This window comes from Psychroserpens sp., assembly GCF_036960315.1.
Lineage (GTDB): Bacteria > Bacteroidota > Bacteroidia > Flavobacteriales > Flavobacteriaceae > Psychroserpens.
This window is the reverse complement of record NZ_JBALVR010000004.1, coordinates 151,287-172,602: the sequence shown is the minus strand read 5'-3', so window position 1 is coordinate 172,602 and position 21,316 is coordinate 151,287. Positions and strand designations below refer to the sequence as shown.

Annotated in this window: 35 protein-coding genes; 1 reads left to right on the top strand and 34 read right to left on the bottom strand. The window is 35.1% G+C overall.

Going from position 1 to position 21,316, the window contains the following annotated elements; genetic code table 11:
- The first annotated feature begins 212 nt into the window (after positions 1-212).
- On the top strand, positions 213-965 hold the full coding sequence (locus tag V7719_RS08855; RefSeq protein ID WP_335729522.1) for a DUF481 domain-containing protein: 753 nt from the start codon (positions 213-215) through the stop codon (positions 963-965).
- Between the two features lie 181 nt (positions 966-1,146).
- Here the strand turns inward: V7719_RS08855 and eno are convergent, their stop codons facing one another.
- The 34 genes from eno to rpsL form a co-directional block, all read right to left on the bottom strand.
- Positions 1,147-2,439 (bottom strand): phosphopyruvate hydratase, encoded by a 1,293-nt coding sequence (eno, locus tag V7719_RS08850; protein WP_335729521.1) that lies wholly within the window; start codon positions 2,437-2,439, stop codon positions 1,147-1,149.
- A 157-nt stretch (positions 2,440-2,596) separates the two neighbouring features.
- Positions 2,597-3,700, bottom strand: a complete 1,104-nt coding sequence (carA, locus tag V7719_RS08845; RefSeq protein ID WP_335729520.1) for a glutamine-hydrolyzing carbamoyl-phosphate synthase small subunit — start codon at positions 3,698-3,700, stop codon at positions 2,597-2,599.
- Positions 3,701-3,812: 112 nt separating this feature from the next.
- Positions 3,813-4,283 carry a 50S ribosomal protein L17 gene (gene rplQ, locus V7719_RS08840; protein WP_335729519.1) on the bottom strand — a complete coding sequence of 157 codons (471 nt, stop codon included), beginning with the start codon at positions 4,281-4,283 and terminating at the stop codon, positions 3,813-3,815.
- Between the two features lie 61 nt (positions 4,284-4,344).
- Positions 4,345-5,337 carry a DNA-directed RNA polymerase subunit alpha gene (locus tag V7719_RS08835; protein WP_335729518.1) on the bottom strand — a complete coding sequence of 331 codons (993 nt, stop codon included), beginning with the start codon at positions 5,335-5,337 and terminating at the stop codon, positions 4,345-4,347.
- A 94-nt stretch (positions 5,338-5,431) separates the two neighbouring features.
- Positions 5,432-6,037, bottom strand: coding sequence for a 30S ribosomal protein S4 (rpsD, locus tag V7719_RS08830; protein WP_335729517.1), 606 nt, complete (start codon positions 6,035-6,037; stop codon positions 5,432-5,434).
- A 214-nt stretch (positions 6,038-6,251) separates the two neighbouring features.
- Positions 6,252-6,635, bottom strand: coding sequence for a 30S ribosomal protein S11 (rpsK, locus tag V7719_RS08825; RefSeq protein WP_335729516.1), 384 nt, complete (start codon positions 6,633-6,635; stop codon positions 6,252-6,254).
- 104 nt (positions 6,636-6,739) lie between these two features.
- On the bottom strand, positions 6,740-7,114 hold the full coding sequence (rpsM, locus tag V7719_RS08820) for a 30S ribosomal protein S13 (RefSeq protein WP_335729515.1): 375 nt from the start codon (positions 7,112-7,114) through the stop codon (positions 6,740-6,742).
- Between the two features lie 2 nt (positions 7,115-7,116).
- Entirely contained in the window at positions 7,117-7,233 is a 117-nt protein-coding gene (ykgO, locus tag V7719_RS08815) for a type B 50S ribosomal protein L36 (RefSeq protein ID WP_081988313.1), read from the bottom strand.
- Between the two features lie 4 nt (positions 7,234-7,237).
- Positions 7,238-7,453, bottom strand: coding sequence for a translation initiation factor IF-1 (infA, locus tag V7719_RS08810; RefSeq protein WP_026753784.1), 216 nt, complete (start codon positions 7,451-7,453; stop codon positions 7,238-7,240).
- Positions 7,454-7,539: 86 nt separating this feature from the next.
- Positions 7,540-8,892 carry a preprotein translocase subunit SecY gene (secY, locus tag V7719_RS08805; RefSeq protein ID WP_335729514.1) on the bottom strand — a complete coding sequence of 451 codons (1,353 nt, stop codon included), beginning with the start codon at positions 8,890-8,892 and terminating at the stop codon, positions 7,540-7,542.
- Between the two features lie 12 nt (positions 8,893-8,904).
- Positions 8,905-9,357, bottom strand: a complete 453-nt coding sequence (rplO, locus tag V7719_RS08800) for a 50S ribosomal protein L15 (protein ID WP_335729513.1) — start codon at positions 9,355-9,357, stop codon at positions 8,905-8,907.
- A gap of 9 nt (positions 9,358-9,366) precedes the next feature.
- Positions 9,367-9,549 (bottom strand): 50S ribosomal protein L30, encoded by a 183-nt coding sequence (gene rpmD / locus V7719_RS08795; RefSeq protein WP_335729512.1) that lies wholly within the window; start codon positions 9,547-9,549, stop codon positions 9,367-9,369.
- 11 nt (positions 9,550-9,560) lie between these two features.
- On the bottom strand, positions 9,561-10,085 hold the full coding sequence (rpsE, locus tag V7719_RS08790; RefSeq protein ID WP_028871119.1) for a 30S ribosomal protein S5: 525 nt from the start codon (positions 10,083-10,085) through the stop codon (positions 9,561-9,563).
- Positions 10,086-10,091: 6 nt separating this feature from the next.
- The gene (gene rplR, locus V7719_RS08785) at positions 10,092-10,448 is read right to left on the bottom strand and encodes a 50S ribosomal protein L18 (RefSeq protein WP_335729511.1); all 357 of its coding nucleotides are present in this window, start codon (positions 10,446-10,448) and stop codon (positions 10,092-10,094) included.
- Positions 10,449-10,458: 10 nt separating this feature from the next.
- The gene (gene rplF / locus V7719_RS08780) at positions 10,459-11,001 is read right to left on the bottom strand and encodes a 50S ribosomal protein L6 (protein ID WP_335729510.1); all 543 of its coding nucleotides are present in this window, start codon (positions 10,999-11,001) and stop codon (positions 10,459-10,461) included.
- Positions 11,002-11,018: 17 nt separating this feature from the next.
- A complete protein-coding gene (gene rpsH / locus V7719_RS08775; protein WP_335729509.1) occupies positions 11,019-11,417 on the bottom strand; it encodes a 30S ribosomal protein S8 in 399 nt (132 codons plus the stop codon).
- A 102-nt stretch (positions 11,418-11,519) separates the two neighbouring features.
- Positions 11,520-11,789, bottom strand: a complete 270-nt coding sequence (gene rpsN / locus V7719_RS08770; RefSeq protein ID WP_335729508.1) for a 30S ribosomal protein S14 — start codon at positions 11,787-11,789, stop codon at positions 11,520-11,522.
- A gap of 3 nt (positions 11,790-11,792) precedes the next feature.
- Entirely contained in the window at positions 11,793-12,344 is a 552-nt protein-coding gene (rplE, locus tag V7719_RS08765; RefSeq protein ID WP_335729507.1) for a 50S ribosomal protein L5, read from the bottom strand.
- Between the two features lie 2 nt (positions 12,345-12,346).
- Positions 12,347-12,658: a 50S ribosomal protein L24 gene (gene rplX / locus V7719_RS08760; protein WP_335729506.1), complete on the bottom strand. Its 312-nt coding sequence runs from the start codon at positions 12,656-12,658 to the stop codon at positions 12,347-12,349.
- Between the two features lie 11 nt (positions 12,659-12,669).
- Positions 12,670-13,038, bottom strand: a complete 369-nt coding sequence (gene rplN / locus V7719_RS08755) for a 50S ribosomal protein L14 (protein ID WP_040248536.1) — start codon at positions 13,036-13,038, stop codon at positions 12,670-12,672.
- A 2-nt stretch (positions 13,039-13,040) separates the two neighbouring features.
- Positions 13,041-13,298: a 30S ribosomal protein S17 gene (gene rpsQ / locus V7719_RS08750; protein ID WP_087491761.1), complete on the bottom strand. Its 258-nt coding sequence runs from the start codon at positions 13,296-13,298 to the stop codon at positions 13,041-13,043.
- A gap of 18 nt (positions 13,299-13,316) precedes the next feature.
- Complete coding sequence (rpmC, locus tag V7719_RS08745) at positions 13,317-13,508, bottom strand: 50S ribosomal protein L29 (protein WP_335729505.1); 192 nt, start codon at positions 13,506-13,508, stop codon at positions 13,317-13,319.
- A 13-nt stretch (positions 13,509-13,521) separates the two neighbouring features.
- Positions 13,522-13,941: a 50S ribosomal protein L16 gene (rplP, locus tag V7719_RS08740; protein ID WP_335729504.1), complete on the bottom strand. Its 420-nt coding sequence runs from the start codon at positions 13,939-13,941 to the stop codon at positions 13,522-13,524.
- Between the two features lie 19 nt (positions 13,942-13,960).
- Positions 13,961-14,683, bottom strand: coding sequence for a 30S ribosomal protein S3 (rpsC, locus tag V7719_RS08735; RefSeq protein ID WP_194509922.1), 723 nt, complete (start codon positions 14,681-14,683; stop codon positions 13,961-13,963).
- 8 nt (positions 14,684-14,691) lie between these two features.
- Positions 14,692-15,099, bottom strand: coding sequence for a 50S ribosomal protein L22 (rplV, locus tag V7719_RS08730; protein ID WP_335729503.1), 408 nt, complete (start codon positions 15,097-15,099; stop codon positions 14,692-14,694).
- 6 nt (positions 15,100-15,105) lie between these two features.
- On the bottom strand, positions 15,106-15,384 hold the full coding sequence (gene rpsS, locus V7719_RS08725) for a 30S ribosomal protein S19 (protein WP_028871106.1): 279 nt from the start codon (positions 15,382-15,384) through the stop codon (positions 15,106-15,108).
- A 10-nt stretch (positions 15,385-15,394) separates the two neighbouring features.
- Entirely contained in the window at positions 15,395-16,222 is an 828-nt protein-coding gene (rplB, locus tag V7719_RS08720; protein ID WP_335729502.1) for a 50S ribosomal protein L2, read from the bottom strand.
- A 10-nt stretch (positions 16,223-16,232) separates the two neighbouring features.
- Positions 16,233-16,520 carry a 50S ribosomal protein L23 gene (gene rplW / locus V7719_RS08715; RefSeq protein WP_091423866.1) on the bottom strand — a complete coding sequence of 96 codons (288 nt, stop codon included), beginning with the start codon at positions 16,518-16,520 and terminating at the stop codon, positions 16,233-16,235.
- Between the two features lie 7 nt (positions 16,521-16,527).
- Positions 16,528-17,157, bottom strand: a complete 630-nt coding sequence (gene rplD, locus V7719_RS08710) for a 50S ribosomal protein L4 (RefSeq protein WP_335729501.1) — start codon at positions 17,155-17,157, stop codon at positions 16,528-16,530.
- Entirely contained in the window at positions 17,157-17,774 is a 618-nt protein-coding gene (gene rplC / locus V7719_RS08705) for a 50S ribosomal protein L3 (RefSeq protein ID WP_335729500.1), read from the bottom strand. Before rplC ends, rplD begins: the two co-directional genes overlap by 1 nt.
- 139 nt (positions 17,775-17,913) lie before the next feature.
- Entirely contained in the window at positions 17,914-18,219 is a 306-nt protein-coding gene (rpsJ, locus tag V7719_RS08700) for a 30S ribosomal protein S10 (protein ID WP_007650482.1), read from the bottom strand.
- An 11-nt stretch (positions 18,220-18,230) separates the two neighbouring features.
- Entirely contained in the window at positions 18,231-20,357 is a 2,127-nt protein-coding gene (gene fusA / locus V7719_RS08695; RefSeq protein ID WP_335729499.1) for an elongation factor G, read from the bottom strand.
- Between the two features lie 6 nt (positions 20,358-20,363).
- Positions 20,364-20,840 (bottom strand): 30S ribosomal protein S7, encoded by a 477-nt coding sequence (rpsG, locus tag V7719_RS08690; RefSeq protein WP_335729498.1) that lies wholly within the window; start codon positions 20,838-20,840, stop codon positions 20,364-20,366.
- 22 nt (positions 20,841-20,862) lie between these two features.
- Positions 20,863-21,237: a 30S ribosomal protein S12 gene (gene rpsL / locus V7719_RS08685; RefSeq protein ID WP_008269190.1), complete on the bottom strand. Its 375-nt coding sequence runs from the start codon at positions 21,235-21,237 to the stop codon at positions 20,863-20,865.
- Positions 21,238-21,316: the final 79 nt, after the last annotated feature.

Genomic DNA, 21,316 nt, shown 5'->3' with positions numbered 1-21,316 from the left:
TATATGATAATTTATTTTGTTTTTGCGGAATGCTAAATTACGAAATATCTAAGGATTTATGAAGTGTTATTATAATGCTTTTAACAATTTTGATATTCATAAAACCGATACTGAAAAAGCAGTCGGTTTTATGACATTCGCATTACAACAAAAAGTAGATTTATCTTGAATTACAATCCATAATTATTAATTTGCGGTATAAATCCTTAACTATGCGGTACTTTACTATTTTATTATTATTTATATCTACGACCTGTTTTTCGCAAGTGATTAATGTAGAAACCCTACGAAAAGTTTCAGATTCTGCGAAATGGACTGGCTCAGTTAGTCTTGATGTTTCACTCATTAAGAATACCAGTGACCTTTTCAGAATTGCGAATACAGCACATATTCAGTATAATGATAAAACCAATTTATGGCTTTTTGTTAACGATTTAAACTTTCAGAAAGTGGAAGGTTTTTCATTAGTCAATAGAGGCACGCAACATTTGAGATACAACCGAAGAATTTCACCTCGCGTTAAATGGGAAGCTTTTGCTCAATCACAATACGATGCGATTTCTGAAATTGATTTCCGAGGTTTAATTGGTACTGGTCCGCGTTTTAAACTCAGTAAAAGCGATAATTATAAGTTCTATTTAGGGACCTTAATCATGTACGAATATGAAAAAGCTTCTAATGTGATTGATGATCGTGAGCAAAAAGATGTGAGAGGGAGCGTCTACTTATCCTTCAGCATGTATCCTACGGAAACAATTAGCATTATTAGCACGAGTTATTATCAACCTAGAATTGATGCCTTTAGTGATTATCGCCTTTCGAGTAATACCTCGTTCCTATTTAAAATCTATAAGGATTTGGCATTTACGACCAATTTCAATTATTTCTACGATGCATTTCCGGTAAGTTCTGCTGTTCCGAAGACACAGTTTGAATTGACCAATGGGTTGTTGTATGTGTTTTAGTTGTCCTTCTGCGTGTCAACCTGAGCGCAATTGAAATGCGAGCAAAAAATCTAAATCTTTCAATGAGATGCTTTGGTCGTCAAAATTAACTCCTTCTGAATGACATTGATTCATTTTATTAAAAAACAAAAAACCTATTCAAATTAACGAATAGGTTTTAATCTTATGTGTTTTAAACGTCTTACTTTAGTTTAAATGCATTTAAACCTGGAAAGTAAGCAGTCGTATCTAATTCTTCTTCAATACGTAATAACTGATTGTATTTTGCCATACGATCACTACGAGACGCAGATCCTGTTTTGATTTGTCCTGTATTTAAAGCGACAGCTAAATCAGCAATCGTATTATCTTCAGTTTCTCCTGAACGATGTGACATTACTGATGTATAACCAGCATTATGAGCCATATTTACTGCAGAAATCGTCTCAGTCAAAGTACCAATCTGATTCACTTTAATTAAGATAGAATTTGCTATTCCGTTTTCAATTCCTCTAGATAAACGCTCTACATTGGTTACGAATAAATCATCACCAACTAACTGTACTTTATCTCCAATTTGCTCGGTAAGATATTTCCAACCTTCCCAATCGTTTTCATCCATTCCGTCTTCAATAGAGATAATGGGATAGTTACGAGACAATTCAGCTAAATAATCGGCTTGTTCTTTACTTGTTCTAACGACACCAGAAGCACCTTCAAATTTCGTGTAATCGTATTTTCCGTCTACAAAAAATTCGGCGGCTGCACAATCTAAAGCGATCATTACATCGTCTCCTAATTTATATCCAGCATTTGCTACAGCTTTAGCAATCGTTTCTAAAGCATCTTCTGTTCCTCCTTCTAAGTTTGGTGCAAAACCACCTTCATCACCAACAGCAGTACTTAAACCTCTGTCATGTAAAACCTTTTTAAGGTTATGGAAAATCTCAGTTCCCATTTGCATCGCATGCGTAAAGTTTTTTGCTTTTACTGGCATTACCATAAACTCTTGAAATGCGATTGGCGCATCACTATGAGAACCTCCATTAATGATATTCATCATTGGCACTGGTAATGTGTTTGCTGAAACACCTCCAACATATCTGTATAATGGCATACCTAATTCTCCTGCAGCAGCTTTAGCCGCGGCTAATGATACTCCTAAAATAGCATTAGCGCCTAATTTAGATTTGTTTGGTGTACCATCCAATTCGATCATTAATTGATCGATTCTGTTTTGGTCAAATACAGATTCACCTAATAATTCTTGAGCAATTATAGAGTTTACATTGTCAACAGCTTTAGAGACTCCTTTCCCCATATAAGCACTTCCACCATCTCGTAGTTCTACAGCTTCGTGTTCTCCAGTTGAAGCTCCAGAAGGAACTGCTGCTCTTCCCATAATTCCATTTTCAGTAACAACATCTACTTCTACTGTTGGATTCCCTCTTGAATCTAAAATTTGTCTTGCATGAATATTAATTATAATGCTCATTATGTATAATTTAAATTAGTAGTAATTTGAACTTCAAATTTACGAAATTGTTGGCCCAAAACCCATCTGAGCATGCAGAATTGCATTATATATCAACTACAATGTTTTCGTAAAATAAAAATGTCAAAGAAACTTGAATTTCCTTGACATTTCATCACTAGTTATTTTTGATATTGTGAATAAACTCATCAAACAAATAGGTTGAATCGTTTGGCCCAGGACTTGCTTCTGGATGATATTGAACTGAGAAGCAGTTCTTATTTTTTAGTTTAATTCCGGCAACGGTATGATCATTCAAGTGCACATGTGTTATTTCAACATTAGGATTAGCCTCAGTTTCTTCCCTATTGATAGCGAAACCATGGTTTTGTGAAGTAATTTCTCCTTTAGTCGTAATTAAATTCTTTACAGGATGATTGATTCCTCGGTGACCATTATGCATTTTGTATGTTGAAATTCCGTTAGCTAAAGCAATCACTTGATGTCCTAAACAAATTCCGAATAACGGTAAATCTCTTTTGATGATTTCTTTAGCAACCGCCTGTGCTTCCACTAAAGGTTCTGGGTCTCCAGGTCCATTAGACAAGAAATAACCATCTGGTTTGAACGCCTCTAAATCTTCAAACTTTGAGTTATAAGGAAACACTTTAATATAGGCATCACGCTTAGATAGGTTTCGAAGAATATTCTTTTTTATTCCGATATCTAAAGCAGCAATCTTATATGTTGCATTTTCATCACCAAAATAATAAGGTTCTTTCGTCGACACTTGAGATGCCAACTCGAGACCTTCCATACTAGGAACTTCAGCTAATTGTTTCTTTAAACCTTCGATATTATCAACATCTGTGGAAATAACGGCATTCATGGCACCATTATCTCTAATATGACTTACTAGCGCTCTTGTATCGACATCTGAAATGGCCAAAAGATTGTTATCATTAAGAAATTCTTCTAAGGATTTATCTCCTGAAGGACGTGAATATTCAAAACTAAAATTTCTACAAATCAAACCAGCTATTTTAATAGAATCGGATTCTATTTCATCGGCTTTTGTTCCGTAGTTACCTATATGAGCATTTGTGGTTACCATCAACTGACCATAATATGAAGGGTCAGTGAAGATTTCCTGATAACCTGTAGTACCTGTATTGAAGCAAACTTCTCCAAAAGCAGAGCCTTCTTTTCCTATTGATTTTCCGTGAAAAATTGTTCCGTCAGCGAGTAAAATTAGGGCTTTGTTACGTTTTTGATATTTCATAATAATTTTGATGACATTCCTGTCTCCACAAGAATAAGGTTTTACAAAATTGATAAAAAAAAAGGATAATCTAAAATAGATTATCCTTTATATATTAAATGCTTATTAACATTTATTCTTCTTCGTTAGTTGCTTTAGTTTCAACTGGAGGAGTTTCTGGTTTAGAACCACCTCTTCTACTTCTTCTAGTAGTTTTCTTCTCTTTCTTACCAGCATTGTAGATTTCGTTGTAATCAACTAGCTCTATCATTGCCATATCAGCGTTATCACCAAGTCTGTTTCCTAATTTGATGATTCTTGTATAACCACCTGGACGATCTCCGATTTTAGGAGCAACATCTCTAAATAATTCAGTAACAACATCTTTTTGTCTTAGCTTAGCCATAACAATACGTCTGTTGTGTGTCGTATCTGATTTAGATTTAGTAATCATTGGTTCAACAAATTGCTTCAAAGCTTTTGCTTTAGCAACAGTTGTGTTGATACGTTTATGTTCTATTAACGAACATGCCATATTAGCTAACATTGCTTTTCTATGAGCAGTTTGTCTTCCTAAATGGTTAAATTTCTTTCCGTGTCTCATTACATTTTGTTTTAATCATCATCTTGCTACAACTCACAATTGAGGAGCAAAATATGACGTATTAATCTTTATCTAATTTGTATTTTGCTAAGTCCATTCCGAAGTTAAGACCTTTAACATTCACAAGCTCTTCAAGCTCAGTTAAAGATTTCTTACCAAAGTTACGGAACTTCATTAAGTCATTCTTATTGAAAGACACTAAGTCTCCAAGTGTATCAACTTCTGCAGCTTTTAAACAGTTTAATGCACGTACAGAAAGATCCATATCAACTAATTTAGTTTTCAATAGTTGTCTCATGTGAAGTGATTCTTCATCATAAGTTTCAGTTTGTGCAATTTCATCAGCTTCAAGAGTGATACGCTCATCAGAGAATAACATGAAGTGGTGAATTAATATTTTAGCAGCTTCAGTTAAAGCATCTTTAGGTGCGATTGAACCATCTGTGATAATTTCAAAAACTAATTTTTCAAAATCGGTCTTTTGCTCAACACGCCAGTTTTCAATGCTATACTTTACATTCTTAATTGGAGTGTAAATTGAATCAGTAAAGATTGTTCCAATTGGTGCAGAAGCTTTTTTATTTTCTTCAGCAGGAACATACCCTCTACCTTTTTCAATAGTAATCTCCATATTGATGTTTACTTTAGGATCTAAGTTACAAATCACTAAGTCTTTGTTCAATACTTGAAATCCTGAGATAAACTTTTGAAAATCACCAGCAGTTATTTGATTTTGTCCAGAAATAGAAATTGAAACAGATTCGCTATCAACTTCATCAATTTGACGCTTAAAATTAACTTGCTTTAGGTTCAAGATCATTTCTGTAACGTCTTCAACCACACCAGAAATAGTAGAGAATTCGTGATCAACACCTTCAACTCTAATTGATGTAATTGCAAATCCTTCCAAAGAAGATAACAAAACTCTTCTTAAAGCATTACCTACTGTTAATCCGTAACCTGGTTCTAAAGGTCTAAATTCAAATTTACCTTCAAACTCAGTTGAATCAATCATGATTACTTTGTCGGGCTTCTGAAAATTTAATATTGCCATATTTTTCTTCGTTTTAATTGTTATTTAGTTGCGCGATTTATAAGTTTGAAGAAGACTATAAACCCTTTGGCCAAATACCAATAAGATTAATTTATTATTTAGAGTATAATTCAACGATGTATTGCTCGTTGATATTTTCTGGAATTTGGATTCTTTCAGGAATAGAAACGTAAGTTCCATTCTTAGTATCGTTATTCCAAGTCATCCATTCATACACTTTGCTAGAATTAGCTAGTGAATTTTCAATAGACTCTAATGATTTAGATTTTTCTCTAACAGCTACAACATCTCCAGCTTTCATTTGGTAAGAAGGAATGTTCACGATTTCACCATTTACGGTGATATGTCTGTGAGACACTAATTGTCTTGCTCCACTACGAGATGGAGACAATCCCATTCTGTAAGCAACATTATCTAAACGAGATTCACAAAGTTGAAGTAAAACTTCACCTGTAATACCTTGAGCAGCTGTTGCTTTTTTGAACATGTTTCTGAATTGCTTTTCTAATATACCATAAGTATATTTTGCTTTTTGCTTTTCCATTAATTGGATTGCATATTCAGATTTTTTTCCACGACGCTTAGCGTTTCCGTGTTGACCTGGAGGATAGTTTCTTTTTTCGAAAGCTTTATCATCTCCAAAAATAGCTTCACCGAATTTTCGGGCTATTTTAGTTTTAGGACCAGTATATCTTGCCATTTTTAAATTTGTTTTGAGAGTGTTTGTGAATTAAGGTCTTAATCTTATCCTTCGACTAACGTTGATCTCTCGTTGATACTTGTTTGTTATTTTTCAGTTTGCAAATTTATGCAAAATAAACTAATATCATACATTAATGTATTAATATTAGTTTATCCAATTTTATATGAGATTGCACAATAAAAAATTATGCGTCATCTGAAACTAATTCAGATTAAACTCTTCTTCTTTTAGGAGGTCTACATCCATTGTGTGGTAATGGAGTAACATCAATAATTTCTGTTACTTCGATACCTGCATTATGAATAGATCTGATAGCAGATTCTCTACCGTTACCAGGGCCTTTAACGTAAACTTTCACTTTTTTAAGTCCAGCTTCTTTTGCAACTCCAGCAGCATCTTCTGATGCTAATTGAGCAGCATAAGGGGTGTTCTTTTTAGAACCTCTAAATCCCATTTTACCAGCTGATGACCATGAAATAACGTCACCTTTTTTGTTTGTTAAAGAGATAATAATATTGTTAAAAGATGCAGCTATGTGCGCTTCTCCAACAGCATCAACTATTACTTTACGTTTTTTAGTACTTGACTTTGCCATATTTTAAAGTTTCTAGTTGTCAGTTTTTAGTTGTTAGAATCCTAAACATTTCTATTTCGAACAGATTCCTCTAACGTTTAAAACTAATGACTAATGTCTATTAATTATTTAGTTGCTTTTTTCTTATTAGCAACAGTTTTTCTTCTACCTTTTCTAGTTCTAGAGTTGTTTTTTGTTCTCTGACCTCTTAAAGGAAGTCCAGCTCTATGACGGATACCTCTGTAACATCCAATATCCATTAATCGCTTAATGTTTAATTGTGTTTCAGAACGTAATTCACCTTCAATAGTATAAGTTCCAACAGCGTCACGGATTGCTCCAATTTGCTCATCTGTCCAATCTTGTACTTTGATGCTTTCGTCTACTTTAGCTTCTGCTAAAATTTCTACTGATCTACTTCTACCTACTCCGTAGATATAAGTCAAAGAGATTACTCCTCTTTTCTGTTTTGGTATGTCTACACCTGCAATTCTTGCCATAATTACCCTTGTCTTTGTTTGAATCTAGGATTCTTTTTGTTAATGACGTAAAGTCTACCTTTTCTGCGGACTAATTTACAGTCAACACTTCTCTTTTTAACTGATGCTCTTACTTTCATCGTATTAGTATCTATAAGTTATGCGAGCCTTAGTTAAATCGTAAGGACTCATTTCTAATTTTACTTTATCTCCTGGTAACAACTTAATATAATGCATACGCATTTTACCTGAAATGTGTGCTGTCACAATGTGACCATTTTCTAGTTCAACTCGGAACATCGCATTTGATAATGCTTCAATGATTGATCCGTCTTGTTCTATTGCTGCTTGTTTTGCCATATTTTATATTTTAGTATTTAATCTTGGATTAGCAAATACCTTGCCTAAAATTTTCCCGAAGATTATCCTCTAAATTAGTATTACATTTAAGCTACTGCTTTTCTGTTTTTACCAGTCTTCATCAAACCATCATAATGTTTATTCAACAAGTATGAATTGATTTGCTGCATCGTGTCTATTGCAACTCCAACCATAATCAGTAGCGATGTGCCACCAAAGAATAATGCCCATCCACCTTGAACGTTCATCAATTGAACAATAACAGCTGGGAACACAGCAATTAATGCTAAAAATATAGAACCTGGTAATGTAATTTGTGACATTATTTTATCTAAATATTCTGAAGTTTCAGTTCCTGGTCTAATACCTGGAATAAAACCACCACTTCTTTTTAAATCATCAGCCATTTTGTTCGTAGGAACTGTAATAGCTGTATAGAAATAGGTAAAGATGATAATCAATAACCCGAACACAACATTGTACCATAACCCGAAAGGATCATTAAATTGTGTTTGCATCCATTGTCCTACTTCACTTGAAGACCCCATTGATTTACCTACTAAACTAGGTACAAACATAATTGCTTGTGCAAAGATAATTGGCATTACTCCAGAGGCATTCAACTTTAATGGTAGAAATTGTCTAGATCCAAATACGTTTTTCTCGTATCCACCAGACGCTGTTCTTCTCGCATATTGAACTGCAATTTTACGTACAGCCATAACTAACATTACAGAAGCCAAGATGATAACAAACCAAACTACAAGTTCGATTAAGATCATCATAAGTCCACCATTTCCACCACCATCTAAACGAGATGCTGCATTTTGGATAAACGATTGAGGTAAGGTTGCAATAATACCAACCATAATTAATAATGATATACCATTACCAATACCCTTATCTGTAATCTTTTCACCTAACCACATTGCAAAAATACAACCAGTTACCAATATGATAACTCCAGATATATAGAACGTAGCTCCAGTACCTAATAAAAATGCTGAAGAAGGAATACCAAATGCAGGTTGCAAACTAGCTAAGTATCCAGGTGCTTGGAACAAGCAAATGATAATAGTTAACCAACGTGTAATCTGAGTGATTTTCTTTTGCCCACTAGCACCTTCTTTTTGAAGTTTTTGTAAATAAGGAATCGCAATTCCCATTAACTGTACAACAATAGAAGCCGAAATGTAAGGCATAATACCAAGTGCAAACACCGAAGCATTAGCAAAGGCTCCACCAGTAAACATATTAAGAATTCCTAATATCCCACCTGCAGCTCCATCTTGTAAACCTCCAAGTTGATTGGCATCAATACCCGGTAAAACAATCTGAGCACCAAAACGGTAAACTAAAAGCAGACCAAACGTAAGAATGATTCTGTCTTTCAACTCAGTTATTTTCCAAACATTTTTTAATGTATCTATAAATTTCATACTCAATTGTTCTTATAAAGTTACAGCTTCTCCTCCTGCAGCTTCAATTGCAGCTTTTGCTGAAGCAGTAAATTTATGAGCTGTTACTGTTAATTTTGATTTTAATTCACCACGACCAAGAATTTTTACTAATTCATTCTTTCCCGCCAAACCTAGGTCAACCAAAGTTTGAAAATCAACTGCATCCTTTATTTTCTTGTTATCTACTAACTCTTGTAATTTATCCAAGTTTACACCTTGATATTCTACACGGTTAATATTTGTAAATCCAAATTTAGGAACTCGTCTTTGAAGTGGCATTTGACCACCTTCGAAACCTAATTTTTTAGAATACCCAGAACGAGACTTTGCTCCATTGTGACCACGTGTTGCAGTACCACCTTTTCCAGAACCTTGTCCACGACCTATTCTTTTACCTTGGTTCTTTACAGAACCTTTTGCTGGTTTTAAATTACTTAAGTTCATTGTATCTTATTATTTTGTTTCTTCAACAGAAACTAAATGTGAAACTTTACTTACCATCCCAAGAATACTTGGAGACGCATCGTGCTCAATTGTTTGACCAATTTTCTTTAACCCAAGAGCTTCTAATGTTCTCTTTTGAGTTTTAGTACGATTAATTGCGCTTTTTACTTTTGTTACTTTAATCTTTGCCATCGTCCTATTGATTAACCGTTAAACACTTTTTCAAGAGAAATACCTCTATCCTTTGCAATTGTTCTTGCATCTCTTAATTGTAATAAAGCATCAAATGTAGCTTTTACAACGTTGTGAGGGTTAGAAGATCCTTGAGATTTTGATAATACATCATGGATACCAACTGCTTCTAAAACTGTTCTTACAGCTCCACCAGCAATTACACCTGTACCAGGAGCAGCAGGAATAATATTTACTCTAGCTCCACCAAATTTTCCTTTTTGTTCGTGTGGTAAGGTTCCTTTAATAATAGGAATTCTAACTAAGTTTTTCTTAGCATCTTCAACAGCTTTTGCTATTGCAGTAGCTACATCTTTAGATTTTCCTAAACCGTGACCTACAACTCCAGCTTCATCACCAACCACTACGATCGCTGAAAAACCAAAAGCTCTACCACCTTTTGTTACTTTAGTAACTCTTTGTACACCAACCAAACGATCTTTAAGATCAATTCCACTTGGTTTTACTAACTCTGCGTTTTTATATTTTTGATACATAGTGTCTTAGAATTTAAGTCCGCCTTCTCTTGCGCCTTCAGCTAATGATTTTACTCTTCCGTGATATTGGTATCCACCTCTATCAAAAGATATTGTGTTAACACCAGCTTTTACAGCTCTCTCAGCAACAGCTTTACCAACTAAGGCAGCCATTTCAGTTTTATTTCCTTTTGTTGAAGCGACATCTTTATCTCTTGAAGATGCTGCAGCTAGGGTTTTACCCGATACATCATCTACAACTTGAGCATAGATTTCTTTATTACTTCTAAAAACAGCTAATCTAGGTCTTGCTTCTGTACCAGAAACAACCTTACGGATTCTGCTTTTTATTCTTAGTCTTTTTTCGTTCTTTGTTAATGCCATAACTAATTTTTTAAGCTGATTTACCTGCTTTTCTTCTTAACTCTTCACCAACAAACTTAACCCCTTTTCCTTTGTAAGGTTCTGGTCTTCTAAAACCACGAATTTTCGCAGCTACTTGTCCAACCAATTGTTTGTCCAATGATGATAATTTTATTATTGGATTTTTTCCTTTTTCTGAAATGGTCTCGATTTTTACTTCTGGTGCAATATTTAAAACAATATTGTGAGAAAAACCTAGAGCCAAATCTAACTTCTGACCTTGATTAGAGGCTCTATAACCTACACCAACCAATTCTAATTCTTTTGTCCACCCTTTAGATACACCTGCAATCATGTTATTGATTAAAGATCTATATAAACCGTGTTTAGCTTTATGGTCTTTATCATCTGCTGATCTAGTTACAAGCACGTTACCGTCTTCAACTTTAATTTCAACAGTATCGAATTTTTGTGTTAATTCTCCTAATTTACCTTTTACTGTAATTAAGCCATCTTTAACATCAACAGTAACACCTTCTGAAATTGCTACTGGATTATTTCCTATTCTTGACATGTTCTTTCTGCTTTAAATTAGTATACGTAACACAATAATTCTCCACCAACATTTGCTCTTTGAGCTTGCGTACCCGTAATTACACCGTGAGATGTAGAAACAATTGCAATACCTAAACCGTTAAGGATTCTTGGCATTTCAGTAGCGCTAGCATACTTACGTAAACCTGGTGTACTAATTCTTTGGATCTTTTTGATAACCGATTCTTTAGTTTCTTTGTTGTACTTCAAAGCAATTTTAATTGTTCCTTGTACAGTAGAATCGTCGAATTTATAACTTAAAACAAATCCTTGATCGAATAAAATTTTAGTTATCTCCTTTTTTAAATTTGATGCAGGAATCTCAACAACTCTATGGTTGGCTTTCACTGCATTTCTGATTCTTGTTAAGTAATCAGCAATTGGGTCTGTATTCATTTATACTAATTTGCGGTAGTGGTTTTCGAAATCCCGACGTTTCGGAATCGAACCTAAAACCAATTTATAATTCTTGTTTTAATCGTAATGAAACGATTTAGTCTACCAAGATGCTTTTCTTACACCTGGAATCAAACCTTGGTTTGCCATCTCACGGAAAGTCACACGTGAAACACCAAAAGTTCTCATGTACCCTTTAGGTCTTCCTGTAAGTTTACATCTATTGTGCATACGAACTGGAGAAGCATTTTTAGGTAACTTTTGCAATCCTTCATAATCTCCAGCTTCTTTTAAAGCTTTACGTTTATCAGCATATTTAGCTACTGTCTTTGCTCTTTTTACCTCACGGGCTTTCATTGATTCTTTAGCCATATCTTAGTTCTTTTGAAATGGTAATCCCATTTCAGTTAATAACGATTTTGCTTCCTTATCTGTATCTGCAGTTGTTACAAATGTAATATCCATACCAGAGATTTTATTGATCTTATCAATATTCATTTCTGGGAAGATAATTTGTTCAACAACACCTAAGTTATAGTTTCCTCTACCATCAAAACCTGTAGCTTTGATACCGTTAAAATCTCTAACTCGTGGTAATGCTGAAGTTACTAAACGATCTAAAAACTCATACATTTGCTCTCCTCTTAACGTAACTCTAACACCAATTGGCATTCCTTTACGTAATTTAAAAGAGGCAACATCCTTTTTAGATAGTGTCGCTACAGCTCTTTGACCAGATATCATTGTTAATTCATCAATTGCATGATCAATTAATTTTTTATCGGAAACAGCAGCTCCAACACCCTTAGATATAACAATCTTTGTAAGTTTAGGAACTTGCATTACGTTTTTATATCCGAATTCTTCTGTAAGAGCAGAAACAACTTTGTCCTTGTACTCTTGTTTTAATCTTGGAATATAAGCCATAACTATATTACTTCATTTGATTTTACTGAAAATCTTACTTTCTTGTCACCTTCAGTTCTAAAACCTACACGTGTTGTTTCTCCCTTAGAAGTTAACAGCGATAAGTTAGATAAATGCATAGGTGCTTCTTTCTCTACAATTCCACCTTGAGGACTTTGTGCACTTGGTTTAGTGTGTTTCTTCACCATGTTCACGCCTTCAATGATGGCCTTGTTTTTATCTTTTAATACTTTAAGCACTTTACCTTCTGTACCTTTATGGTCTCCAGCTATAACTTGAACAGTATCTCCCGATTTAATTTTAAACTTTGTCATTTTATTAGTCATTAAAGCACTTCTGGTGCTAATGATACAATTTTCATGAATTGTTTATCACGAAGTTCTCTAGCTACTGGTCCAAAAACACGTGTTCCTCTCATTTCTCCTGTCGGATTCAAAAGTACACAAGCGTTATCGTCAAATCTAATATAAGATCCATCTGGACGTCTCACTTCTTTTTTAGTACGAACAACTACTGCTGTTGAAACTGCTCCTTTTTTAATGTTTCCATTAGGAGTAGCATCTTTTACTGAGACAACAATTTTATCTCCAATAGAAGCGTATCTTCTTTTTGTTCCACCTAGAACTCGGATAGTTAAAACTTCCTTTGCTCCAGTGTTATCAGCTACTTTTAATCTTGATTCTTGTTGTACCATAATTACTTCGCTCTTTCAATTATTTCTACTAATCTCCAACATTTAGATTTACTCATAGGTCTTGTTTCCATGATCTTTACAGTATCTCCAATGTTACAGTCGTTTGTTTCGTCATGAGCAACATATTTCTTTGTTTTCAAAACGAACTTTCCGTACATAGGGTGTTTTACTTTTTTAACTTCAGCAACCACAATTGATTTCTGCATTTTGTTACTAGTAACAACTCCTATACGCTCTTTTCTTAAATTTCTTTTTTCCATCTTTCAGCCAGAATACAATTATTGTATTTCTCTTTTAGTTAATTCTGTTGCAATTCTTGATACTGAACGTCTAACGTTTCGTAACTGAATTGGATTATCTAATGGAGAGATTGCATGTGCCATTTTAAGGTCTGCATAACTCTTTTTAGTTTCGCCAAGCTTCTCTTGTAACTCAGCTACTGATAATTCTTTAATTTCTGATTGTTTCATGATATCAAATAAATTATGCTTCGTAATCTCTTGCGGTTAAAAACTTAGTCTTCACTGGTAACTTTTGAGCTGCTAAGCGTAATGCTTCTTTTGCAACATCCATAGGTACTCCACCAACTTCGAATAAAATTCTTCCTGGTTTGACCACAGCTACCCAATATTCTACAGCACCTTTACCTTTACCCATACGTACTTCTAATGGCTTTTTGGTAATAGGTTTGTCTGGAAATATTTTAATCCATAATTGACCTTCTCTTTTCATGTAACGAGTTGCAGCTATACGCGCAGCTTCGATTTGACGAGATGTCAAAAAGTTCGTGTCTAAAGATTTTATTCCAAACATACCAAAGGAAAGTGTGTGACCTCTTCCTGTATTTCCTTTCATACGTCCTTTTTGGACCTTACGAAATTTTGTTCTTTTCGGTTGTAACATTTTTACTTTTCTTTAAAAATTACTTTCTACGACGAGACTTATTATTATCACGACCGCGTCCTCCAGGTTTGCCACCTTGTTTCTTAGACAAGCCAACTAATGGAGAAAGTTCTCTTTTTCCGTACACTTCACCTTTCATGATCCATACTTTAACACCTAATCTACCATAAGTAGTATGTGCCTCAACTAAAGCATAATCAATATCAGCTCTAAATGTAGATAGAGGAATACGTCCTTCTTTGTAATGTTCGCTACGTGCCATTTCAGCACCATTTAAACGACCACTAATTTGAATTTTTATTCCTTCAGCATTCATACGAATCGCAGCAGCAATCGCCATTTTAATCGCACGTCGGTAAGAAATACGATTTTCAATTTGACGAGCAACACTTGATCCTACTAGGAATGCATCTAGCTCAGGTCTCTTTATTTCAAAGATATTTAACTGAACTTCTTTTCCAGTAATTTTCTTAAGCTCTTCTTTTAACTTGTCTACCTCTTGACCACCTTTTCCGATAATAATACCAGGTCTAGCAGTAGTGATAGTAACGGTTACAAGTTTAAGCGTACGCTCAATAATAACTCTAGATACACTAGCTTTTGATAAACGAGCATGGATATACTTTCTGATTTTATCGTCTTCAGCAAGTTTATCACCATAATCATTTCCACCATACCAATTAGATTCCCATCCTCTGATAATTCCTAAACGATTTCCGATTGGATTTGTCTTTTGTCCCATATCTCTATTTAAGCTTGTGTGTTATTTTTAGCTCCAATCACAACTGTAACGTGATTAGATCTTTTTCTTATTCTGTGTGCACGACCTTGAGGTGCTGGACGCAATCTTTTTAACATCGTTCCACCATCCACTCTAATCTCTTGAACAAATAAATTTGCTTCTTCCATATCAGCATCTTCATTTTTAGCTTGCCAGTTAGCAATTGCTGATAACAACAATTTCTCTAAACGACGTGATGCTTCTTTTGAACTAAATCTTAAGATTTGTAATGCTTTTTCAGCTTCTTTTCCTCTTACCAAGTCTGCAACTAAACGCATTTTTCTTGGTGAGGTAGGACAGTTATTAAGCTTTGCAAATGCAACCTTTTTTCTGCCTTCCTTAATAGCGTCCGCCATTTGTTTTTTACGACTTCCCATAGCTTACTATTTTTTTCCTTTATTTTTTGCACCTGCGTGACCTCTAAAAGATCGTGTTGGTGAAAATTCTCCTAACTTGTGACCTACCATGTTTTCAGTTACATAAACTGGTACAAATTGACGTCCGTTGTGTACTGCTATTGTTTGTCCAACAAAATCTGGAGAAATCATAGAGGCTCTAGACCACGTTTTGATTACCGTCTTTTTGTTAGAAGCTACATTAGCATCAACTTTTTTACTCAACTTATAATGGATGTAAGGTCCTTTTTTTAATGAACGTGCCATATTATCTCAATTATTTCTTTCTACGTTCTACAATATACTTATTACTCGCTTTAGTCTTAGAACGTGTTCTATAACCTTTAGCTGGAATACCATTTCTAGATCTTGGGTGTCCTCCTGAAGATTTACCTTCACCACCACCCATTGGGTGATCGACTGGATTCATTACCACTGGCCTTACTCTTGGTCTTCTACCTAACCATCTACTTCTACCTGCTTTACCAGATACAGTTAATTGATGATCTGAGTTAGAAACAACTCCAATTGTAGCCATACAATCTACAAGTATCATTCTAGTTTCTCCAGATGGTAACTTTACAGTTGCAAACTTACCGTCTCTTGCCATTAATTGAGCAAATGCTCCAGCGCTTCTTGCCATCACAGCTCCTTGACTAGGACGCAATTCAATACAAGAAATAATTGTACCTAATGGAATTTCGCTTAGTGGCATAGCATTACCAATTTCTGGTGCTACTCCTTCTGTACCAGAAACTACATTCTGCCCAACTTGTAAACCATTTTGAGCAATGATGTAACGCTTTTCACCATCTTGATAATTCAATAATGCGATAAAAGCAGTTCTGTTTGGATCGTATTGGATTGAAGTAACTTCTCCAGGAACTCCCGTTTTGTTACGTTTAAAATCGATAATACGATACTTTTTCTTATGACCTCCACCAATATGGCGCATGGTCATTTTTCCTCGATTGTTTCTACCACCAGATCTCTTGTTCGGAACGAGTAAACTCTTTTCCGGCTTATCAGTAGTTATGGCATCGAATCCATTTACTACTCTAAAACGCTGAGCTGATGTGATTGGTTTTAATTTTCTTACTGACATTCTTGTCTAATTACATGTTAGTGTATAAATCAATTACTTCACCTTCCGCCAGTTGTACAATTGCCTTTTTAACAGCATTTGTTTTACCATGTTGAATACCAGTTTTTGTAAACTTAGTACTACGATCTGGACGGACATTTATAGTACGAACTTTTTCAACAGAGACACCATAAGCAGCTTCAACTGCTTTTTTGATTTCTACCTTGTTCGCCTTGGTGTTCACTTGAAAGGTAAAGCAGTTGTTCAACTCACTATTAGTTGTCGCTTTTTCAGTGATGATAGGTTTAATTAAGATCATTGTCTTCTTATTTACTTAAGTTCGATTCAATTCCTTCTAAAGAACTCTCTAGAAGAATTAATTTATTTGCATTCAAAATCTTGTAAGTGCTTATTTCTGAGCTTGTTATGACTTCAGAGCCTTTGAAATTTCGTGATGACAAATATACATTATTATTTGACGCACCCAACACAAACAAAGATTTTTTGTCTTGAATATCTAGTGCTTTCAATACAGCTGTAAAGTTTTTCGTCTTTGGAGCATCAAAATTGAAGTCTTCCAAAACAACGATATCCTTATCAGTAGCTTTCATAGTTAACGCTGATCTACGTGCTAAACGCTTCAGGTTTTTATTCAGTTTAATACTGTAATTTCTAGGTCTTGGTCCAAACATACGTCCACCACCTCTAAACACACCAGATTTGATACTACCTGCTCTCGCTGTACCAGTACCCTTCTGTTTTTTAATCTTACGTGTACTTCCTGAAATTTCTGCTCTCTCTTTCGCCTTATGCGTTCCTTGACGTTGGTTAGCAAGATATTGCTTAACGTCTAAGTAAACAGCATGATTATTAGGCTCAATAGCAAACACATCCTTAGAAAGGTCTACCTTTCTACCTGTGTCTTTTCCGTTTATATCTAAAACTGCTACTTTCATTATTTTTGTATAATTACATAAGAGTTGTTGTGTCCTGGAACACATCCTTTAACCACAATTAAGTTCTTTTCAGCAACTACTTTGTAGACTCTTAAATTTTCAACATATACTCTTTCGCCACCCATTCGTCCTGCCATTTTCATTCCTTTGAAAACTCTTGCAGGATATGATGCAGCACCAATAGAACCCGGAGCTCTTAATCGGTTATGCTGACCATGCGTTGCTTGACCAACACCAGCAAATCCATGACGCTTCACAACACCTTGGAAACCTTTTCCTTTAGAAGTTCCAGCTACATCAACATACTCACCTTCTACAAAGTGTTCTACTGTTATAGCATCTCCTAATTTGTAATCTCCTTCAAATCCTTGAAATTCCGCGACTTTTGACTTAACAGAAGTACCAGCTTTTTTGGCGTGACCAATTTCAGCTTTTGTAGCACTTTTCTCTGTCTTGTCATCGAAACCAAGTTGAAGGGCACTGTACCCGTCGACCTCTTCGGTTCTGACTTGGGTAACGATACATGGCCCAGCTTCGATTACTGTACAAGGAATGTTCTTCCCGTTTTCATCGAAAATGCTGGTCATACCGATCTTCTTTCCTATTAACCCAGACATAATTATTAATTTATTTATTGTTACTATTTATTAAAAATTCAAGGCCGAAAATACATTCGACCTTGAATTGTATTTTTACCGTTTTTCCTTTGCACGCAGCTCAGGACATGTTCTTTCCGCCAATGCGGAATAAATTTCATTACACTTTAATCTCTACTTCAACTCCACTTGGTAATTCAAGTTTCATTAATGCATCAATTGTTTTAGAAGATGAAGAGTAAATATCTAATAAACGCTTATAAGAGCTTAATTGAAATTGTTCTCTAGACTTCTTATTTACGTGTGGTGAACGTAATACAGTGAAAATCTTTTTGTGTGTTGGTAATGGAATTGGTCCAGTTACAACAGCACCAGTACTTTTTACTGTTTTTACAATCTTATCAGCAGACTTATCTACTAAGTTATGATCGTAAGACTTTAATTTTATTCTGATTTTTTGACTCATTTTCTTAACTTTTAAGATTGTTCTCCTTTAGCTGCTTTAATCACTTCTTCAGATATATTTGAAGGCGTTTCAGCATAATGTGAAAATTCCATTGTTGATGTTGCACGACCTGATGATAATGTTCTTAATGTAGTTACATATCCAAACATTTCAGATAATGGCACAGTAGCTTTTACAGTTTTTGCACCAGCTCTATCACCCATATCACTCATTTGTCCGCGACGACGATTTAAATCTCCAACTATATCACCCATATTTTCTTCAGGTGTAATCACCTCAAGTTTCATAATAGGTTCCATGATTACTGCTTTAGCAGCTTTAGCACAATTTTTAAATCCTAACTTAGCAGCTAATTCGAATGATAGCTGATCAGAATCCACATCATGATAAGATCCATCTCTCAATGTCACTTTCATAGAGTCGATTTCGTAACCTGCTAAAGGTCCGTTTATCATTGCCATTTTAAATCCTTTTTCAATTGAAGGGATAAATTCTTTAGGAACGTTACCACCTTTAATTACAGATTTAAATTGAAGTCCTGTTTCACCTTCATCAGCTGGCTCTACAGTAAATACGATATCTGCGAATTTACCACGACCACCAGATTGTTTTTTATAAACTTCTCTATGATCTGCAGCTTGAGTAATAGCTTCTTTATATTCAACCTGAGGTTGACCTTGATTTACTTCTACTTTAAACTCACGACGTAAACGATCTACAATAACATCTAAGTGAAGTTCACCCATTCCAGATATAATAGTCTGACCTGAAGCTTCATCTGAACGTACTGTAAACGTAGGATCTTCTTCAGCTAATTTAGCTAAACCCATACCTAGTCTATCGACATCTGCTTTAGTTTTTGGTTCAACCGCAATACCAATTACTGGATCTGGGAAGTCCATAGACTCTAAAACAATAGGATGTTTCTCAGCCGAAAGTGTATCTCCTGTTTTGATAGATTTAAATCCAACAGCAGCTCCAATATCTCCAGCTTCTATATAATCAATTGCATTTTGCTTATTAGCGTGCATTTGATAGATACGAGAAATACGTTCTTTCTTACCAGAACGATTATTTAACACATAAGAACCTGCATCTAATCGACCAGAATATGCTCTAAAGAATGCTAAACGTCCTACGAAAGGATCAGTAGCAATTTTAAATGCTAATGCAGCGAATGGTTCGTCTACACTTGGCTTACGAATTTCTTCTAGCTCTGTATCTGGATTCATTCCAACGATACCTTCCTTATCCATTGGAGAAGGTAAGTAACGACATACAGCATCTAATAAGAATTGTACACCTTTATTTTTGAAAGCAGAACCACAAATCATAGGAATAATTGCCATATCCATCACAGCAGCTCTAAGTGCAGAATGCACTTCTTCTTCTGTAATAGAATCTTCATCTTCCAAGAACTTCTCTAGTAAGTCCTCATCATAACTTGCTACTTCTTCAATAAGTTTAGCACGAAGAATTTTTGCTTCTTCTTTAAGTTCTTCAGGAATATCAACAACATCAAACGTTGCGCCCATTCCTTCTTCATGCCATATAATAGCTCTGTTCTTAACTAAATCGACAATACCTTTGAAGTTTTCTTCGTCACCAATATTCAAAACGATAGGCACAGCATTTGAACCTAACATTTCTTTAACTTGGCTACAAACCATCATAAAATCAGAACCTTGGCGGTCCATTTTATTTACGAAACCTATTCTTGGCACCTTATAGTTATCAGCAAGTCTCCAGTTAGTTTCAGATTGTGGCTCAACACCATCAACTGCACTAAATAAGAAGACTAAACCATCAAGCACACGTAATGAACGGTTTACTTCAACCGTGAAATCAACGTGACCTGGAGTGTCAATTATGTTAAAATGGTATCCTTTTGTATCAGCTATAGGGTCCCCATTATCAGTAGGGAAATCCCACTCACAAGTTGTTGCAGCAGAAGTAATTGTAATACCTCTTTCCTGCTCTTGCTCCATCCAGTCCATTGTTGCAGCACCATCATGTACTTCACCAATTTTGTGAGAAACACCTGTATAATAAAGAATACGTTCTGTAGTCGTAGTTTTTCCTGCATCAATGTGAGCAGCAATACCTATATTTCTTGTGAATTTTAAATCTCTTGCCATTTCTTATTAAAATCTAAAGTGAGAGAATGCCTTATTTGCTTCTGCCATTTTGTGAGTATCAACTCTCTTTTTTACAGCTGCTCCTTCTTCTTTAGCCGCAGCTAAAATTTCAGATGCTAACTTTTGAGGCATAGATTTTTCATTTCTTTTTCGCGAGTAACTAATCAACCATTTCATAGCTGTAGATACTTTACGATCTGGACGAATTTGCATTGGAATTTGGAATGTCGCTCCACCAACTCTACGACTACGTACTTCTACGTGAGGCATAACGTTAGATAAGGCATCTTTCCAGATTTCTAAAGCTGTTTTTTCTTCGTCAGTGTTTTTTGATTCTACAATATCAATTGCATCATAGAATACTTTAAAAGCGATAGACTTTTTTCCATCCCACATCATCATATTAACGAAACGAGTTACTAACTGGTCGTTAAATTTTGGATCTGGTAAAAGCGGTCTCTTTTTTGCTGCTCTTTTTCTCATGTCTTCTTCTTAAAGTTTTAAATTACTTCTTAGGGCGTTTTGCACCATATTTAGATCTACGTTGTGTTCTACCTGCAACACCTGCTGTGTCTAAGGCACCACGAACGATGTGATATCTAACTCCTGGCAAATCTTTTACCCTTCCACCTCTAACCAATACTATCGAGTGCTCTTGTAAATTGTGTCCTTCACCACCGATGTATGCATTAACCTCGTTTCCGTTTGTTAAACGAACCCTTGCTACCTTACGCATTGCTGAGTTTGGTTTCTTAGGTGTCGTTGTATAAACACGAGTACATACACCACGTCTTTGTGGACACGAATCTAAAGCAGCCGATTTACTCTTCTTGGTTATTTTGGCTCTTCCTTTTCGTACTAATTGTGAAATTGTTGGCATATATTTCTATATAATTTTTATTAAACCCTCTCTTTAGAGGGCTGCAAAGGTAGAAATAAATATCAGTTATTCAAACCCA

Coding starts and splice junctions, on each gene's coding strand:
- rplW (WP_091423866.1), bottom strand. CDS start 16,520: ATGATCTTAATTAAACCTATCATCACTGAAAAAGCGACAACTAATAGT.
- rpsG (WP_335729498.1), bottom strand. CDS start 20,840: ATGAGAAAAAGAGCAGCAAAAAAGAGACCGCTTTTACCAGATCCAAAA.
- rplQ (WP_335729519.1), bottom strand. CDS start 4,283: ATGAGACACGGAAAGAAATTTAACCATTTAGGAAGACAAACTGCTCAT.
- rpsS (WP_028871106.1), bottom strand. CDS start 15,384: ATGGCACGTTCATTAAAAAAAGGACCTTACATCCATTATAAGTTGAGT.
- rpsL (WP_008269190.1), bottom strand. CDS start 21,237: ATGCCAACAATTTCACAATTAGTACGAAAAGGAAGAGCCAAAATAACC.
- rpsQ (WP_087491761.1), bottom strand. CDS start 13,298: ATGGAAAAAAGAAATTTAAGAAAAGAGCGTATAGGAGTTGTTACTAGT.
- rplP (WP_335729504.1), bottom strand. CDS start 13,941: ATGTTACAACCGAAAAGAACAAAATTTCGTAAGGTCCAAAAAGGACGT.
- rplE (WP_335729507.1), bottom strand. CDS start 12,344: ATGGCTTATATTCCAAGATTAAAACAAGAGTACAAGGACAAAGTTGTT.
- rpsC (WP_194509922.1), bottom strand. CDS start 14,683: ATGGGACAAAAGACAAATCCAATCGGAAATCGTTTAGGAATTATCAGA.
- rplD (WP_335729501.1), bottom strand. CDS start 17,157: ATGAAAGTAGCAGTTTTAGATATAAACGGAAAAGACACAGGTAGAAAG.
- rpmD (WP_335729512.1), bottom strand. CDS start 9,549: ATGGCAAAGATTAAAGTAACAAAAGTAAAAAGCGCAATTAATCGTACT.
- rpsK (WP_335729516.1), bottom strand. CDS start 6,635: ATGGCAAAGTCAAGTACTAAAAAACGTAAAGTAATAGTTGATGCTGTT.
- rpsE (WP_028871119.1), bottom strand. CDS start 10,085: ATGTATCAAAAATATAAAAACGCAGAGTTAGTAAAACCAAGTGGAATT.
- rplB (WP_335729502.1), bottom strand. CDS start 16,222: ATGTCAGTAAGAAAATTAAAACCAATCACATCAGCTCAGCGTTTTAGA.
- rplF (WP_335729510.1), bottom strand. CDS start 11,001: ATGTCAAGAATAGGAAATAATCCAGTAGCAATTTCAGAAGGTGTTACT.
- rpsM (WP_335729515.1), bottom strand. CDS start 7,114: ATGGCAAGAATTGCAGGTGTAGACATACCAAAACAGAAAAGAGGAGTA.
- rpmC (WP_335729505.1), bottom strand. CDS start 13,508: ATGAAACAATCAGAAATTAAAGAATTATCAGTAGCTGAGTTACAAGAG.
- V7719_RS08835 (WP_335729518.1), bottom strand. CDS start 5,337: ATGGCAATATTAAATTTTCAGAAGCCCGACAAAGTAATCATGATTGAT.
- rplV (WP_335729503.1), bottom strand. CDS start 15,099: ATGGGAAGTCGTAAAAAACAAATGGCGGACGCTATTAAGGAAGGCAGA.
- rpsD (WP_335729517.1), bottom strand. CDS start 6,037: ATGGCAAGATATACTGGTCCTAAAACTAAAATAGCCCGAAAATTCGGT.
- rplC (WP_335729500.1), bottom strand. CDS start 17,774: ATGTCTGGGTTAATAGGAAAGAAGATCGGTATGACCAGCATTTTCGAT.
- rplN (WP_040248536.1), bottom strand. CDS start 13,038: ATGGTACAACAAGAATCAAGATTAAAAGTAGCTGATAACACTGGAGCA.
- rpsN (WP_335729508.1), bottom strand. CDS start 11,789: ATGGCTAAAGAATCAATGAAAGCCCGTGAGGTAAAAAGAGCAAAGACA.
- rplR (WP_335729511.1), bottom strand. CDS start 10,448: ATGGCATTAACAAAGAACGAAAAAAGACTAAGAATAAAAAGCAGAATC.
- ykgO (WP_081988313.1), bottom strand. CDS start 7,233: ATGAAAGTAAGAGCATCAGTTAAAAAGAGAAGTGTTGACTGTAAATTA.
- eno (WP_335729521.1), bottom strand. CDS start 2,439: ATGAGCATTATAATTAATATTCATGCAAGACAAATTTTAGATTCAAGA.
- fusA (WP_335729499.1), bottom strand. CDS start 20,357: ATGGCAAGAGATTTAAAATTCACAAGAAATATAGGTATTGCTGCTCAC.
- secY (WP_335729514.1), bottom strand. CDS start 8,892: ATGAAATTTATAGATACATTAAAAAATGTTTGGAAAATAACTGAGTTG.
- rpsJ (WP_007650482.1), bottom strand. CDS start 18,219: ATGAGTCAAAAAATCAGAATAAAATTAAAGTCTTACGATCATAACTTA.
- infA (WP_026753784.1), bottom strand. CDS start 7,453: ATGGCAAAACAAGCAGCAATAGAACAAGACGGATCAATCATTGAAGCA.
- rpsH (WP_335729509.1), bottom strand. CDS start 11,417: ATGAATACAGACCCAATTGCTGATTACTTAACAAGAATCAGAAATGCA.
- rplX (WP_335729506.1), bottom strand. CDS start 12,658: ATGACAAAGTTTAAAATTAAATCGGGAGATACTGTTCAAGTTATAGCT.
- V7719_RS08855 (WP_335729522.1), top strand. CDS start 213: ATGCGGTACTTTACTATTTTATTATTATTTATATCTACGACCTGTTTT.
- rplO (WP_335729513.1), bottom strand. CDS start 9,357: ATGAACTTAAGTAATTTAAAACCAGCAAAAGGTTCTGTAAAGAACCAA.
- carA (WP_335729520.1), bottom strand. CDS start 3,700: ATGAAATATCAAAAACGTAACAAAGCCCTAATTTTACTCGCTGACGGA.